This is a genomic window from Paraburkholderia fungorum (assembly GCF_003610895.1).
GTDB lineage: Bacteria > Pseudomonadota > Gammaproteobacteria > Burkholderiales > Burkholderiaceae > Paraburkholderia > Paraburkholderia fungorum_B.
Map to the genome: position 1 here is coordinate 112,725 of NZ_MCAS01000005.1, position 15,202 is coordinate 127,926.

General features: G+C 60.1%; 12 protein-coding genes. 7 read left to right on the forward strand and 5 right to left on the reverse strand.

The window, feature by feature from the left end:
• Positions 1-142: 142 nt before the first annotated feature.
• The 4 genes from BCY88_RS06745 to BCY88_RS06760 all read left to right on the forward strand — a co-directional run bounded on the left by BCY88_RS06745 (position 143) and on the right by BCY88_RS06760 (position 4,367).
• On the forward strand, positions 143-757 hold the full coding sequence (locus tag BCY88_RS06745; RefSeq protein ID WP_120343513.1) for a hypothetical protein: 615 nt from the start codon (positions 143-145) through the stop codon (positions 755-757).
• Between the two features lie 439 nt (positions 758-1,196).
• Positions 1,197-2,480, forward strand: coding sequence for a glutamate-1-semialdehyde 2,1-aminomutase (gene hemL / locus BCY88_RS06750; protein ID WP_120343514.1), 1,284 nt, complete (start codon positions 1,197-1,199; stop codon positions 2,478-2,480).
• A 66-nt stretch (positions 2,481-2,546) separates the two neighbouring features.
• Positions 2,547-3,716, forward strand: coding sequence for a bifunctional diaminohydroxyphosphoribosylaminopyrimidine deaminase/5-amino-6-(5-phosphoribosylamino)uracil reductase RibD (gene ribD, locus BCY88_RS06755; RefSeq protein WP_120343515.1), 1,170 nt, complete (start codon positions 2,547-2,549; stop codon positions 3,714-3,716).
• 15 nt (positions 3,717-3,731) lie between these two features.
• A complete protein-coding gene (locus BCY88_RS06760) occupies positions 3,732-4,367 on the forward strand; it encodes a riboflavin synthase (protein WP_120343516.1) in 636 nt (211 codons plus the stop codon).
• An 807-nt stretch (positions 4,368-5,174) separates the two neighbouring features.
• On the opposite strand, the gene BCY88_RS06770 is transcribed toward BCY88_RS06760, so the two are convergent.
• Both BCY88_RS06770 and BCY88_RS06780 read right to left on the reverse strand, forming a co-directional pair.
• The gene (locus tag BCY88_RS06770; RefSeq protein ID WP_259461268.1) at positions 5,175-5,507 is read right to left on the reverse strand and encodes a hypothetical protein; all 333 of its coding nucleotides are present in this window, start codon (positions 5,505-5,507) and stop codon (positions 5,175-5,177) included.
• A gap of 239 nt (positions 5,508-5,746) precedes the next feature.
• A complete protein-coding gene (locus BCY88_RS06780) occupies positions 5,747-6,205 on the reverse strand; it encodes a hypothetical protein (RefSeq protein WP_120343519.1) in 459 nt (152 codons plus the stop codon).
• 327 nt (positions 6,206-6,532) lie between these two features.
• Between BCY88_RS06780 and BCY88_RS06785 the strand changes: the two genes are divergently transcribed.
• Entirely contained in the window at positions 6,533-8,158 is a 1,626-nt protein-coding gene (locus BCY88_RS06785) for a hypothetical protein (RefSeq protein ID WP_120343520.1), read from the forward strand.
• Between the two features lie 293 nt (positions 8,159-8,451).
• Positions 8,452-9,951, forward strand: a complete 1,500-nt coding sequence (locus tag BCY88_RS06790; RefSeq protein WP_120343521.1) for a hypothetical protein — start codon at positions 8,452-8,454, stop codon at positions 9,949-9,951.
• Between the two features lie 584 nt (positions 9,952-10,535).
• On the opposite strand, the gene BCY88_RS06795 is transcribed toward BCY88_RS06790, so the two are convergent.
• The 3 genes from BCY88_RS06795 to BCY88_RS06805 form a co-directional block, all read right to left on the reverse strand.
• Positions 10,536-11,906, reverse strand: coding sequence for an MFS transporter (locus BCY88_RS06795; protein WP_120343522.1), 1,371 nt, complete (start codon positions 11,904-11,906; stop codon positions 10,536-10,538).
• A gap of 4 nt (positions 11,907-11,910) precedes the next feature.
• Positions 11,911-12,777: an alpha/beta hydrolase gene (locus BCY88_RS06800; protein WP_404935680.1), complete on the reverse strand. Its 867-nt coding sequence runs from the start codon at positions 12,775-12,777 to the stop codon at positions 11,911-11,913.
• 77 nt (positions 12,778-12,854) lie between these two features.
• Positions 12,855-13,988, reverse strand: a complete 1,134-nt coding sequence (locus BCY88_RS06805; protein WP_120343523.1) for a C45 family autoproteolytic acyltransferase/hydrolase — start codon at positions 13,986-13,988, stop codon at positions 12,855-12,857.
• Between the two features lie 286 nt (positions 13,989-14,274).
• Between BCY88_RS06805 and BCY88_RS06810 the strand changes: the two genes are divergently transcribed.
• Complete coding sequence (locus BCY88_RS06810) at positions 14,275-15,153, forward strand: LysR family transcriptional regulator (RefSeq protein WP_259461269.1); 879 nt, start codon at positions 14,275-14,277, stop codon at positions 15,151-15,153.
• Positions 15,154-15,202 lie beyond the last annotated feature (49 nt).

Below are 15,202 nucleotides of genomic sequence, written 5' to 3' on the forward strand. Positions count from 1 at the left end.
CACGGCTGAACGGACCGCCCATACGCCGCGACAGCCGCGTCGCCGATCGGTTAAGCTGCCGCGAGAACGCTTCGGGGCGCGGCACAACGCCGCGCACAGCGTCCCACACCTGAACCCAACCCCGCCCTATCCCGACGCTGACATGACTGCTTTCCTGCTGATCTGGAGCCCCAAGAAATGGCCATGGCCCGAGTTACCCGACGTAGCGAAGCGGGTTGCCGCGGGCGTGGCGGTGGCTGACGTCTGGGGTTGCGGATTTGCCCGCAGCATCCTGCCGGGCGACCGCGTCTTCCTGCACCGTGTCGCCAAGGAACCCAAGGGCATTTTCGGCTCGGGCTACGTCACGCGCGCGCCGTACGAGGTCCCCGACCCGGCGACGAAGCGTGGCTACCGGCTGTGCATCGACTTCGTGTATGACTGGGTGGTCGATGCCCACGAGGGTGTCGTGATTCCCCGTGACATGTTGCGCGCGCATCCCTTTTCGGTACAAACATGGGATGCACAGAGCTCCGGCACAGTCATCAAGCCCATCGCCGAAGGCGCATTGGAAAAGCGCTGGGCCGAACTCACGGGCAAGCGCAAGCCACCGAAACTCGACGAGCCACGGGGCCTCATTCGCTCGAGCAAGGTAACTGCTCACAAAGCGGCAGCGGAAAAAACCGCGGCAGAAAGTCGCGCGAGGACAAAGCCGGAGCCGGAGAAGAAGAAACCGGCAACGAAACGCACACACAAGACCCAGACCCCGCCCAGGGGTTGATGAAGTACCGCTACGGCGCGCGCAGCGCCGCCGGAAGTATGACTGCTGTGTCACTGACGCCGAATGTGCGGGAGCACAGATTCCAGATGCACCACTACCGTGGCTGCGCGGGGGACCCGCTTATGAGCTGGCGGTGTGAGCCGCTTTCTTTTGCCTACTTTTCTTTGCGGCAGGCAAAGAAAAGTAGGTGCCGCCCCGCACAGGGGCAACACTAATAATCCAATAACAAAGCAAGGAAAGGCCAACGCCATAGGCGCACAGCCAAACCGGACCACTAAGAAAACAAGGAAAGGCCAAAACCAAAGCCTCCGGCAAAAAACACAGAAACAAGCCCAAAACCCCTTCCCCCCGACTCCGGTACAATTTCCCCACCAACCAGACGGCGCCGCGCGAAGCGCGAGAACCACAGCCGCTGCGCAACCAGATCCCATCCATCGCCATGTCCAGAAACGAAACCCTTTTCGAGCGCGCCCAGCGCACCATCCCCGGCGGCGTGAACTCCCCGGTCCGCGCCTTCCGGTCCGTAGGCGGCACCCCGCGCTTCATCGAGCGCGCGCAAGGCCCTTACTTCTGGGACGCGGACGGCCAACGCTATACCGACTACATCGGCTCGTGGGGCCCGATGATCCTCGGCCACGTGCACCCGGAAGTGCTGGAAGCCGTCCAGCGGGTACTGGCCAACGGCTTCTCCTTCGGCGCGCCAACCGAATCGGAAGTGGAAATCGCCGAAGAAATCTGCAAGCTGGTGCCGTCGATCGAACAGGTCCGCATGGTATCGAGCGGCACCGAAGCGACCATGAGCGCGCTGCGTCTCGCGCGCGGCTTCACGAACCGCAGCCGCATCGTCAAATTCGAAGGCTGCTATCACGGCCACGCGGACAGCCTGCTGGTCAAAGCCGGTTCGGGCCTGCTCACGTTCGGCAATCCGACGTCGGCGGGCGTGCCGGTCGATATCGCCAAACACACCACGGTGCTCGAGTACAACAACGTCGCGGAACTCGAAGAAGCGTTCAAGGCGTTCGGCAACGAGATCGCCTCGGTGATCGTCGAGCCGGTGGCCGGCAACATGAACCTCGTGCGCGCCACGCCCGAATTCCTGCAAGCCTTGCGGCGCCTGTGTACCGAATATGGCTCGGTACTGATTTTCGACGAAGTGATGTGCGGTTTCCGCGTCGCCCTGGGTGGCGCGCAAGAGGTCTACGGCATCACGCCGGACCTGACGTGCCTGGGCAAGGTGATCGGCGGCGGCATGCCGGCGGCGGCCTTCGGCGGCCGGCGCGACATCATGGCTCACCTCGCGCCGCTTGGCGGCGTCTATCAGGCGGGCACGCTGTCGGGCAATCCGATCGCGGTTGCCGCGGGCCTGAAGACATTGCAACTGATCCAGGCGCCGGGCTTCTACGACACGCTCACGGCGCGCACTACGCGCCTCGCGCAAGGCCTCGCCAACGTCGCGCGCGAAGCGAAGGTGCCGTTCGCGGCCGATTCGCTCGGCGGCATGTTCGGCCTCTACTTCACCGAGTCGGTCCCGACCAGCTTCGCCGAAGTCACGAAGAGCGATGTGCCGCGCTTCAATGCGTTCTTCCACAAGATGCTCGACGCGGGCGTGTACTTCGCGCCGTCGGCCTATGAAGCGGGCTTTGTTTCGATCGCGCACGACGACGCGATCATCGATGCCACGATCGATGCGGCGCGCGGCGCGTTCGCCTCGCTCGCGGCCTGAGACCGGCGCGACACGGAACCCGCCGAAACCCAATACTGCCTAGCCACCGCACCCGACCGGATACCGATGTTTTCGCAAACCGACTTCGTCCATATGGAACGCGCGCTCGCGCTGGCCAAGCGCGGCATGTACACGACCGACCCGAATCCGCGCGTCGGCTGCGTACTCGTCAAGAACGGCGAGGTGATCGGCGAAGGCTTCACGCAACCGGCCGGCCAGGATCATGCCGAAGTGCGCGCGCTGAAAGACGCGCGTTCGCGCGGCCATGATCTGCGCGGCGCCACGGCCTACGTGACGCTCGAGCCGTGCAGCCATTTCGGCCGCACGCCGCCGTGCGCGAATGCGCTGATCGAAGCGCAGGTCGAGCGCGTGGTCGCGGCGATGGAAGATCCCAATCCGCAAGTCTCCGGACGTGGCCTCAAGATGCTGCGCGACGCCGGCATCGAGGTGCGTTGCGGGCTGCTCGCCAACGAAGCGCACGAACTGAACATCGGCTTCGTGTCGCGCATGACGCGCGGCCGCCCCTGGGTCCGCATGAAAGTGGCCGCCTCGCTGGACGGCCGCACTGGCCTGCCATCGGGCATCAGCCAATGGATTACCGGCGAAACGGCGCGCGCCGACGGTCACGCGTGGCGCGCCCGGGCGTCGGCCATTCTGACGGGCATCGGCACCGTCAGGGAAGACGATCCGCGCATGACCGTGCGCGCTGTCGATACACCGCGCCAGCCGCAACGCGTACTGATCGACAGCCAGCTCGACGTGCCGCCCGGGGCGCAGATTCTGGCCGGCGCACCTACGCTGATTTTCTGCGGCAACCTCGATGAGCGCCATGCCGAACGTGCCAGCGCGCTGCGCGAGCGCGGCGCGGAGATCGTGCAACTGGCGAACGCGGCGGGCAAAGTCGATCTGCCTGCCATGCTGAAAGTGCTCGGCGAGCGTAACGTGAACGAACTGCACGTCGAGGCTGGCTACAAGCTGAACGGCTCGCTGCTGCGCGAAGGCTGCGTCGACGAACTGCTGGTCTATCTCGCGCCCAGCCTGCTCGGCATGGATTCGATGAGCATGTTCAATCTGAGCGCGCCGGAAACGCTCGAAGGTCGCACGCAACTGAATTTCCACGCGGTCGACCGGATCGGCGACGATCTGCGGATTCTCGCGCGCTTCGTGCCCCGCTCGGTGCCGCAACCGGCAAGCGAAGCCGGGACCGGGCCCGCACCCCAACCAACTTCGAATTGATCAAGGATTAGCACGATGTTTACAGGAATCGTCGCGGCAGTGGGCCGCATCGAATCAGTCAAACCCCTCGGCACCGATGGGGACGCGGGCGTGCGCCTGAACGTCGAAGCCGGCGGTCTCGATCTCGAAGACGTCCAGCTCGGCGACAGCATCACGATCCAGGGCGCCTGCATGACGGTCGTGGCAAAAACGGCGCATTCGTTCGAAGTCGACGTGTCGCGTGAAAGCCTGAACTGCACGGCAGGCCTGGGTGATCCGGGCGAAGTCAATCTCGAGAAAGCGCTGCGTGCGCATGACCGGCTCGGCGGACATATCGTCTCCGGTCACGTGGACGGCCTTGGCACGGTCACGCACTTTGCTCCGGTCGGCGAATCGCACGAACTGCGCGTGCTGGCGCCGCGCGAGATCGGCCGCTATCTGGCTTATAAAGGCTCGATCACGGTCAACGGCGTGAGCCTGACCGTCAACTCGGTCAAAGATCGCGACGACGGCTGCGAGTTTTCGATCAACCTGATTCCGCACACCGTGCAGGTGACGTCGCTGAAGAATTTGCGCGAAGGTTCACCGGTCAATCTGGAGATCGACCTGATTGCGCGGTATGTGGAGCGGATGCTCAGCACGTCGCAGGATGGCCATAACCCATTGAAATAACTACGTTTTTAGCCAACCGACTGTCTACGGTCGTCCGGCCAGATCCAGCCAAATCTACGGTATTGTGACGGTATACTTGACGGTATACCGTCGTTTTTTGCGCCAAGTATACCGTCACGCCTCCCGAAAAAAGCCTCCCAGGAGCACCTAAACCCGCTGTCTGCCGCCGGCATTGGGATCGGCGGTGATGCCCTGAGATCGGGCAGCGCGGACAATTCGCGGATTTCAGTGGTTTCCTACGTATATCGCTCGCCATTGAAAAGCTGCAAGTCGAACGCCACATCAGCTATCCGTCACGCAGCGGGACTACCCGTTAGGACTGGAGTCGCCGTCTCAGCTCACCGACAATCTTCCAGTCCAGCACCCACCCCTCCTCCAAGTCCTCGTCATAGCCGCGCCCGTCGCATTCTGGGCCACGTCCGCAGCCTCGATGCGTGGGTCGTGACTGGCACAAGCGCGGTGGAACAGCACGTGCCGCCCGAGGTTGGCGTGATCGTCGTAGTCCACGAGGGCAACTGCCAGATCGGGTACGTCACTGACCGACGCCAGCTCCTCGTACATGCCACTGTCGTAGCCATGGTGTGCGAGCAGGTTCGCGATCAGTTTGCCGGTAAATCCGGTAGGGACCGTACTCCGGGTGATGAAGCCGCTCGACAGCTAGGTGATGCACAGCGCCAAAGGTCGTGCCGCAGATCATGGCGAATACCGCGAACGGGCAGTCGAAGTCGCCGCTTTGCTGCACGCGTCGGAATGCTGGTACCAAGCCGTCTCCAATCATGGTGACGGCGGCGGGGATGAACGGCATGGTCAATACCCCGACGGGAACAATAGCGTTGTCGCGCTGCAGTCGGCCCCAGTGACCAGCCACACCCGTTTGCCCGCGACTTCATACGACGACAGGATGCCTGCGCCGTGGGTCACGGCTCTCTCATTGGCGAGGGCATCTTCGGGAGGGACGTCACCCCAGTCGCCGAGCGCGTGGCGGTGCAGGTACGGATCGACTTGAATGCTGTGGCGTTCGAGATGCTTCAAAACCCCGCGCGTGGCCACGATCTGCCCGAGCCGGAACAGCGGTGATGATGTTTGCAGGATGCGGCATGTTGCCGTGCCACGCTCCGGTGTCCTGTTATCCATGTTCATCTGAATCTCCCTGAATACTGGCTGGTGTCGATTACGGCGCCCCTGAAAACGCGAAAAGCCAGATGCTTGACGCTCTGGCTTTCGGTACGACCCGCAGGGGTAAACCGTTGATGACTGGCCTGATTACTTGCCGGCCCCCGGCTTTGGTGTACATCGCGTGAATGCCGATTGCCCAATGACCCGCAATCTTCTTGAAGCTGGTGCGAACGCGGTCGGCTGGCTTCCACAACGGCGCCGGATCAAGCGCGTACTCGATCATGGTCGGAGGCGTGGCTCGCCTTTGCCCGATGGAAGAGGACGTGTCGCCCGAGTTCCATCTCGGGGTTGTAGTTAACCGTGATCAATCCCACATCCGGGATATCCGCCACGCGGGAAAGCTCCTTGTACACGGTCCCGACGAACCCCACCAGTTGGGCAAGCAGCGCGGCAATCTGCGTCTCGCCAAGGTAGTACGGACCTCGCGCGGGAAACTTTGTCTTCGCGATGGCGATTTCGCGCATCTGCTCGATTGTCTTACCGGACAGCATCGCGGCGCACGCGAAGACGTCATCGAAGTCGTTGGTCTGCGCGACAAACGGAAATGCAGGCGTGAACGTTGTCGGGGTGCTCTCGACTGGGGTTGGAATCACAGGTATGGACCAGCTCCTGAAAATGAAAAAAGGAGCGCGCAGCAACGCCTGCCTAGCGGCATCGAACATTCTGGGTGGATCAGGGAGAAGAATTCGAAGCGAAATCCCGCGACATTCCGGCGGATTTGCTCAGGCATGCGCTGCGGCGCGAGCGGCGAGCCGAAAACCGGTTTTTGGCTGATTTTCGGTCGTATTGTTATTTCATAAGAGTCAAATCATGTCCTCAATCGCCAAATAACTTCGGTCAGGCATGCAAATTTCGCTGGCATTCGAGGCCTGATGCTATCTCACCTCTTGAAAACCTCCGACGCATCCCGACATCAGGGCGACTGTCGAAGACCAAAAGCGATTGTCAGCGGCACAGACCAAAGAATGCGAATTACAAACGAGGGGAAAATGACCGATAAGACGCTGGATCTTTTGTTGCAAGAGCGTGAAATAAAGAAGCTTCTCGACGAGCATCTTGAGCGAACCACAAGGACAGTGGAAGCCATTACTGGCAGATTTGAAAGCCGTTCGAAGGAAATCCTTGCGGTAGTCGACGAAGCAAAGAACAACCTCACGGACACCAAAATATCTGTCGCGACCGAGATCGCGAATGCGAAGAAGGAGATCGGGGAGTTGGCCGTCCAACGGACCCTATCTGTCTTTACCGAGGCACGCAACGTCGTAATTGCAATCGGCGCGCTGGCGATTCCAGTCATCGTGGGATCAGGCCTTGTTGGATATAGCTCGTTGAAGAGCAGCACGACCGCGTTCGTAGATGCCAAGGTCAGGGAGTGGATGTCAGTCTCTATGCCGAACTCCCCTGTCAAAGCTACGCTCGAGAAGTTGCGCAACGACGCGGTGGTGGACGCGCTTTCCATCAAGCTCGATCGCCAGACCTATGGAAATCAACCGGCATTTTCCCGAGTCGAACTCTCTGCGGACGAGAAGAGCCGGCTTTGCCAAGTCATGCTGAATCCTGAGACAAGCGACAGCTCTTTTCAGGATGCCGCTCGGCTAATCGAGGCATCGAAGGGGTTGTTCGCGGGATACGACAATGATCTTCAGTTGGGACAGGTAATCAATGCCGTATTGCAAGATGGAAAATATTCAGAGCGCAAGCGTTACATCATTTTCGAAAATCTATGGCGCGAACAAGCGTTACTCGGCGCAAGCCTGGCTGTGCTCGATAAGAAAGACATTCCAGACGAGTGGGCACTATATGCATTCAAGAACGTCGCCCGCCACACGCGGGACAGTGCTGAGCCATACGCTATCAAGATGTTGAGCAGTCAAGAATTTGGAAATCAGCGGGCAGCAGCAGATTACCTGGCGACCAACGATCCGCTCCATCCTGATCTCAGGAAGTGGCTCGACGGACTTCGATTGAAAGGAAACCCGGATTATCCCGTGATCGCGACTTCGCTCGCGGCGACAATGGTCGCATTAAGCAATGCGACCATTCCTGCAAGCGGATCCCCATATCCAGCGTCGAACCCCGCCGTACAATCCGCCGCCGCCGGAGTACTGTACGACGCCGTGAGAAATGGCGCGGTGCTTCGGATATCCAGATTCGGCGCTGATCCTGAGACCGTCGAGTGGGAGCATGCCACCAAGACCTCAACTCGACTGAATCGACTCGATCGACCGAAAGCGTATTTCGAAAACGATACCTTGTTGACCGCAGTGCTATCCAACAGTGGCAACAACATCAACATGCTCTCGACCTTGGTTTCCGCGCTGGAAGTCGCTGACGGGCAAAATTACCTTGCGTCCATTCAATTGACGCTTCCCGCGACAGGATGGCTTCAAGTGGATGGAGGAACAAAGCTCACTCCAGGAGCAGTAGTTGGCGGCATCCGCTTAACAATTGTTTCGAGCACTCTAACCGCAATCTGGCGTGCGCCAAATGGACAATTCATATCGGCAAAGGTGTCGACAGGATCGAATCTCACAGGCGCTCACTACAGCTATCTGGCAGACGAACCTAGACTGAACCAACTGGATATGCACAGCTATGAGTCAGCGCAGCTTTGAGCCGGTGCTCCCCCGCCATAAGCGGTAGGGTGACTAGCTAAACATTCCGCGTACAGTCCGAGAGCTTCTTCAGCAAGCGCAAGGAGTTCATCGAGCGCTATGTGCGCACAGCTTCATGACGGGAGCGGACGCCGCGTTACGCAATCTCGCCAACCCCAGACCGCGCGTAACAGAGTCCTTAGAAGGGAGTGATCTGGTAACGCGAGAGCGGATCAGCAACGCCCATTGTTATCATTCGGGACCGAAACTTAACCTCCGACCGACGCTCGCCGTCGCTCGAGTTGCGATAACTCGTGAGAAACAATAAAAAGTTCAAGGAGCGCGATAAGCGCTTCAAGCTGCTATACGAGCTCCGGCACTTGCAGCAGCCAGGTGACATCATTTTCATTCGCAACGGATCATCGATCCCGATGCGCCTCGCGCAAAGCATGTTTTGCCCTTCGGTCTTGTTAGGCAGACATGGCGGATGGAAGTCAATTCCATCGCATGTGTTGATTGTCGTGGCGCCGGGCCTCTATCTGCATTCCATGCCCCGTGGTGGTGTTGATTTCGTACCCGCGGAAGATTATCAGTTGTCGTCGCGCGCACTGCTTAAGGTTGTGAGACGACGCCTCTCACCGGGCGAGCAAAAGGGAACCGCGCACGAAGCGTTGCAACGGGCCGCCGAGTGGCATTTCCAGCAGCGATATAACTATAAGGTGATCCTGACTCTGTGGAAGCGCAAGCTGCACTCACATTCGTATTGTTCGCAACTTGTCTCGCAAATATATGAGCGAGCCAACTTTCCAATCGCGAATATTCCGCCACGCTGGACGCTTCCAGTCAACCTACAGAAAGCGTGCGATGGAGATGAGTGGATCGACGTAACCGAGGATCATCGACGATTTGAAATCGGACTTGCCTCACTTCCCGATGCGGATAGACCGATTTTTGGCATCGAGCGCAGAACCGTCCAGATAAGTGCACAGATTCAGGCCGATATGGTGGACTTGCAATCGTTCATGGAAACCATACATCCTGGTGGTCAGGACGGGCTACGCATTCCTGACATTATCAAAAGTCTGAAACGGTTCATACCGCTCATCGCAGCGAAATTCAAAGCGCCTGCCGTCGAAGATAACAAACGGTCGTCGGCGTCCATTGACGTGAACCATCACGCGAATATGCTTTACAGTCTTTCCGCCAACGGCCTGTACGCCTCAAGCGTATTTTCCTCTGTCAATCATTGGAACGCTGCGGAACCTGAGGAACAAAAAAAACGACGCGACGGTGAGGTGCGGATGCATCTTGATTGGTGCATTGAGGCCTTGGCATACTGCATCGCGGTGGTAGAACTCGTTACCCGAGTCTTTTCCCACAGTCCGACGGATGAAGCTGCGGACATGCTGGAACGCACACTTCAAAGTATCGCATTCTCCCCCGAGCTACTGACCGCGCTTTCCGAGGCGGTCGAAGTGGCCCCTCCTCCGCCCGAAGTCGCTTCAGTTGAACTGATCAAACTTCACAACATTTGGAGGCACGCTGCAAAGGGCTACATATATCTCGGCGCATTCCGCATGCTGTTACTTGATCCGAACAACACACACGACGTAGTGGTCGAGTCTGATGTGGTGAAACAATTATCCGGACTTCGCTGGTGCTGGCGCACTCTCAAAAGTCTAAGCGGTTCCCAAACCAATACAATTGGGCTCGCAATTGGTACATATCGCCGCATGCTAGCAGACACATCGGTCGAGTTTGAAGCTAAGCCGTTTGTGCGACGCGAGGACGGTACTGTGGACGCAAGTATCTGAAGGTGCTCTAACGTAAACTAAGAAGCGACGACTGCGAACGCTCGGCGCGCCAAGCCAGTTTGGTGAATGTTCGCACCACGGCGCCAGCGGCTACCGAACGGGCGGGATGCGCGATAAAGTCGGAACGCCGCATTGCTGCACCCGCCCTAACACTGAATCAACGACGAAATACCTTGGGCAGTTATAACTCGCAAAACGTGCGCCTGCTTCCAACCGTCTCTCAAGGCCCGCTCATAACCACCGATACATGACGGTATTTCTGACGGTATTCTGACCGTCGTTGAGCAACATTGCCATACTGAGCAAGCGTTTCCAGCCAGACTCAACATAATCGCGCGATACGTGGAGCGGATGCTCAGCACGTCGCAGGACAGCCAGCAATCTTTGAAGTAATGTGACTTCCGGCGAATCCACGGTCTTGTCGTGGCTTCGCTAAAAGCCGGTGAATCCACGATTGGGTGACGGTGAGTCCCATGTGTGCCACGTCAATACGCACGCACGACGACCACACCGCCACGATCCTGGAATGCGGCAGTTCCGCCCCGCCGCATCTCGCCTACCGTTCAATCAGGCCGCGCGCCCGTTCAGGTCCGCCTCGCTTCCGCTTCACTCGACCCGGCACAGTTGGCGGCCAACGCAGCACCGCCTCGCCGCGCCAGGCGGTCCTCTTTCAACACCCTGCGCCCCGTGCGCGAAATCAGCACGAGCGTGATCGCCAGCAAGCTGGTGCCGAACAGATAGCTCGGCGGGATGAAATGGGCGTCCGTGAACCGCGCCACCACCGAAATGTACAAAGGCGACAGGCCGCCGAACAGCATCACCGCGGTGTTATACGAGATCGCCACACCGGTCGAACGGCCCTGCACCGTGAAGATCTGAACCAGCATCCCCGGATGCGCCGCCCCTTGCAGCGTCACGAACAGCATGCCAATCAGCTGCACCACCATTAGCCTTGTTTCTGTCGGCGAATCCAGCAGATACCAGAACAGCGGAAAGACACACGTCAACCAGCCGGCAATAAAGAAGCAGAACAGCCGGTAAGCGCCGATACGGTCTGCCAGTTTGCCGAACACCGGCGAGAGCAGGCACGCCATGATGCTCGTGACGAACACCGCTTGCAGCGAAGAACTCAACGACAGATGCAACTGGTACTGCGCATAATTCGGCAAATACGCATTCCATACGTAGTTGAGCGAAGTACCGGCAATCATCACGCCCATGGCGCAGACGAGCGCGTCTCCATTCTCGCGGATGAACTCGCGCATGCGCTGGCCCAAGGGTGCCCGAGCGGCCGGGCGTTGCTGCATCCGGTGAAACTCGTCCGACTCCGCGACGTGGTGCCGGATGTAAAAACCCAGCGGCCCGACCAGTGCGCCGATCAGGAACGGCACGCGCCATCCCCATTGCGCCATCTCGGCGTGCGACAGATGCTTCGAGAGCAAATAGCTGCACCCCGAGGACAACATCGCCGCGATGCCCAACGACAGCATGTTGAAACTGCCGTAAAACATCTTCTTGCCCGGGGGCGCGACTTCGTAAATCGTCACCGACGACAGTGCAAATTGCGCACCGACCGCGAAGCCCTGCACGAGCCGGCCGATCACCACCAGGATCGGCGCGGCGAGCCCCAGTGTCGCGGAGCCCGGCGTAAGCCCCAGCAGCAACGATCCCACCGACATCGCCACCATGATCCACGACAGCGCCTTGACGCGGCCGGCACGGTCCGCGTACATACCCATTACGACGCCACCGATCGGTCTCACCAGAAATCCGACCGCAAACGTCGCGAACGTCAGCAGCAATGACTCATCGCGACCGGCGCCGCCAAAAAACGCCCGCGCGATCATGCCCGAAAAATAGCCGTACACCATGAAGTCGAACCATTCGAACGTGCCACCAAGCACGGTCGAAACGATGACTTTCCGGATTTTTGTCTCCTCGCTGTCGGTTTGCATATTTTTATTCCCCGACGCGCATCTCGCGCAGTATCCGCGCAAAGAAATCCTGAACCACCTCGACGACCTGCATGCCGTTGTGGGCGATATTGTCCAGTTCGTCAAAGCGCACCGGGATGCCGGCCGCCTCGAACGATGCCTTGAGCGTCCTGAGCCGATCCCGGCGCGTGGCGCCCGCGTCGTTGATGCCCGGCAGGTACATCGGGCTGTCCTCGGACACCGTGATTTCCCAGGTTTCGAGATCCGCGCGGCCCACCACCATCTGCACCGGAACGCGCTTTAACGCTGCAGCGTCGAACGGTTTGCCGAAGTGCCGCTCGAAGCCGCCGACACCCAGCCACCAGTCCTTCGTTTGATCGAGCACGGTAACGTTGCCCGGCGCGCCGATCGACGCGGCCCACAGACGCTCGGGGTGAACATAGGCAAAGCGGTTGACGTACTGTCCGCCCCCTGAATAGCCGAACAGCGCGAACTTGTCGAAACGCTTGCCGTAGCGCTCGCCGACTTCGCTCACCATGTCGAGCAGCACCTTGTCGTAACGGATATCGCCTTCGATCAGACGCTTGAAGCCGTTGCGGTTGTCATCGCCAAGCACGCCCACCGGAAAGAGCGGACACAGCACGATGCAGCGGTTCCAGCGGCCAAATGGAGCGAACGCGTCGCGGTATTGCGTGAATTGCCGCCCCGTACCATGCATCACGACGACCAGCTCGACATCGTTGTCGGACTCCAGTATTTCGCGCGGCACATACAACGCATAGGGAAAGCGCGGATCGTGCCGGCTGGCATATACGGTGGTCGAGTCCAGGTCGTACAGCGCCTTTGCTTTCTCATGACCGGGACTGGACGGTTTCTGGGCAATATCGAACATCTGTCATTCCTCCAACACTGACTCAAACATATCGTGGGCGCCCAGCCGGGTGCGGGGCGCGCGCGGGCAACGGCCGTTCACGCTGCTTCGTGCAGCGGCTCGTGGGCGAGGCTGTAACGGGTGAAGATCCGATTGAGTGCAGGCAGTGGCGCGACATCCATCTCACCGCTGCCCGGATGCATGACGATCATCGCAACCGTCGCTGTCATCGTGTGGCGCGTACCCATGCGCGGCGGACGGCATACCGAGTAAGGCGTGCCGAACGCATCGAACAACGCGGCCTTGACCGCGTTACGGTCCACCTTGGGTGCTGCGTTCAGCAGCTGGCGCACGCGCCAGTCGCGGTAATAGCTGTCCGGCGAGTTCTCGCAACCCGTGTCGCGCAGCTTGGTGCGGGCGACCGGGCTCATCCAGTGATTCGCGTGCACGATCAGTTGATCGTCGCCCGGATAGATCGGGAAAGCCTCGTCGGGCGCGCACTCGAAATCGATGCCGAAGCCCTCGGCCATGCCGAGCATGATGTTGTTCGAGCACGATTTCGGCGTCGTGGCGATCACGCGCAGCGCGTTGGAGAACACGGGTTCTTCGAGCACACGCCGGCGCAGCAGCGAAAGCGGCACACCGAGCTGGGTATAGTCGCGGTCGGATTCGAGATAGTTCGCCGTGATCGACACGCCGGCGGCATTCAGCCCACTGCGCGCGAGGCCCCCTGCCTCGACGAAGGTCAGAAAGTCGGGACCGTCGTCGTTGCGCACACGCAAAACGATACCGGTATCGACGCAATCGGCTTTCCAGTCCCAGTTCTGCGCGTGAATCAACTGCCCGGTCGCCGAACGCGACGGCAACACCAGCACGCCGGTGCAGCCGTCTTCGTCCTCGGCGTCGGCCGGCATCGTCTTCTCCACCCGCGCCTTCGCCAGCACCTCGGTGCGGGCGTTGATCATCACGACGTCCTCGTAAGAGACCTCGGCGCCGGCGGCAATACCCCGCATTTCTTCAAGATACGCCGGCTGAAACTCACCGATAGCCTGTTCGAGCGAGCGGATCAGCGCCAGCTGCGACGCTTCGCTGTAACCGATTTTGCGCAGCGTCTGCCCGTATCGGGAAGCGCTCAGATGCACGCGCGCGGCCACTGCGCGGCCGTATTGCACGCCGCGCTCATACGGCTTGCCGGACACACTGACAAAAGGAAATTGCTGGATTTGCGACATCGTATGGGACTCCTCACCCTGGAAAGCACCGAGTCAGTCAAACGCGTCAAAGGTAGCGATGGGGGCCAATTGCGGGCACTGCGCCCGGTTTGCTACGCGTGAGCGCCGCTGGCGTCGGTTCGACTTGATGAAACGATTCTCGGGCGTGAGAAATAAAATAAAAAGCGTTATTTTCTTGTCGCAAAGGAAAGATTTTTTTTCGTATTATGTGGCTATACAACGCGCGGCGACATCGGGAAGGCGCGTCGTTTGCCCCCTTCCCGGCAGCCCTTCAGGAGGTTTTTGCATGAGTGAAATTCGTATGCTCCGGACGTTTCTCGCGATCGAGAAACACGGAACCATGGCGGCCGCGGCCGATCGCATGGCGCTCACGCACGCGGCCGTCGGCGCGCAGATGCGTACGCTGGAGCGCGTATGCCAGCGGCAGTTGTTCAACCGCAGCGGACGCAGCATCCAGTTGAACGACGCCGGCCGCTCGATCATCGAGCAGGCGCGCGCGGTAGTCGCCGCCTACGACTCGCTGCTGCGCGGCGTGGCCGACCAGCGCAGCTTCGAAGGTTCGATCACCATAGGTTCGACCGTTTCTTCGATGGGCTTTCTCGCCGCCAACGTGATCCGCCTGAAGGTCTCTTACCCTGGCCTGAACGTGCGCCTCACGCATGGCAGCACCCCGGACCTGGAACGCCAGGTGCGCGCCGGCGAGATCGACGCGGCGGTGATCATCAGCGAGCCGAGGGCGACCACGCTGCCCGAATTGTGGGAGCGTCTGTACGACGAACCCCTCGTGCTGCTGGCCAATCCGGCGATTGCACCGGCTGACGCGCCGGTGGCCTCGCTGCTCAAGCGCTTTCCGTTCATCGGCTTCGAAGCGGCATCGCTCACCGGTGCGCATGTCACCAGCTTGCTGCGCCGCTTGCGCGTAGAGGTCAATCTGGTGCTGGAAATGAACTCGATTGCCGCGATTGCCGATCTGGTGCGGCAAAACGTAGGGATATCGATCGTGCCGCGCCTGCGGCACGCGGCGTGGGACGACGACCCGCTGCTGTACGCAAAACCGATTCCCGGCACCACATGGCGCCGGCACATTGGCTGGTACGAGTTTGGCCGCCAGCCGCTGGCGACCGCGATCGTCAAGAACCAGTTACTGTCCGCGCTGGCCGGCTAGCCGGCGTCAAGTTCATCGTTTCATCGAGCATACCGGCCCCGGGCGGCGC

Coding starts and splice junctions, on each gene's coding strand:
- BCY88_RS06745 (WP_120343513.1), top strand. CDS start 143: ATGACTGCTTTCCTGCTGATCTGGAGCCCCAAGAAATGGCCATGGCCC.
- hemL (WP_120343514.1), top strand. CDS start 1,197: ATGTCCAGAAACGAAACCCTTTTCGAGCGCGCCCAGCGCACCATCCCC.
- ribD (WP_120343515.1), top strand. CDS start 2,547: ATGTTTTCGCAAACCGACTTCGTCCATATGGAACGCGCGCTCGCGCTG.
- BCY88_RS06760 (WP_120343516.1), top strand. CDS start 3,732: ATGTTTACAGGAATCGTCGCGGCAGTGGGCCGCATCGAATCAGTCAAA.
- BCY88_RS06770 (WP_259461268.1), bottom strand. CDS start 5,507: ATGAACATGGATAACAGGACACCGGAGCGTGGCACGGCAACATGCCGC.
- BCY88_RS06780 (WP_120343519.1), bottom strand. CDS start 6,205: ATGTTCGATGCCGCTAGGCAGGCGTTGCTGCGCGCTCCTTTTTTCATT.
- BCY88_RS06785 (WP_120343520.1), top strand. CDS start 6,533: ATGACCGATAAGACGCTGGATCTTTTGTTGCAAGAGCGTGAAATAAAG.
- BCY88_RS06795 (WP_120343522.1), bottom strand. CDS start 11,906: ATGCAAACCGACAGCGAGGAGACAAAAATCCGGAAAGTCATCGTTTCG.
- BCY88_RS06800 (WP_404935680.1), bottom strand. CDS start 12,777: ATGTTCGATATTGCCCAGAAACCGTCCAGTCCCGGTCATGAGAAAGCA.
- BCY88_RS06805 (WP_120343523.1), bottom strand. CDS start 13,988: ATGTCGCAAATCCAGCAATTTCCTTTTGTCAGTGTGTCCGGCAAGCCG.
- BCY88_RS06810 (WP_259461269.1), top strand. CDS start 14,275: ATGAGTGAAATTCGTATGCTCCGGACGTTTCTCGCGATCGAGAAACAC.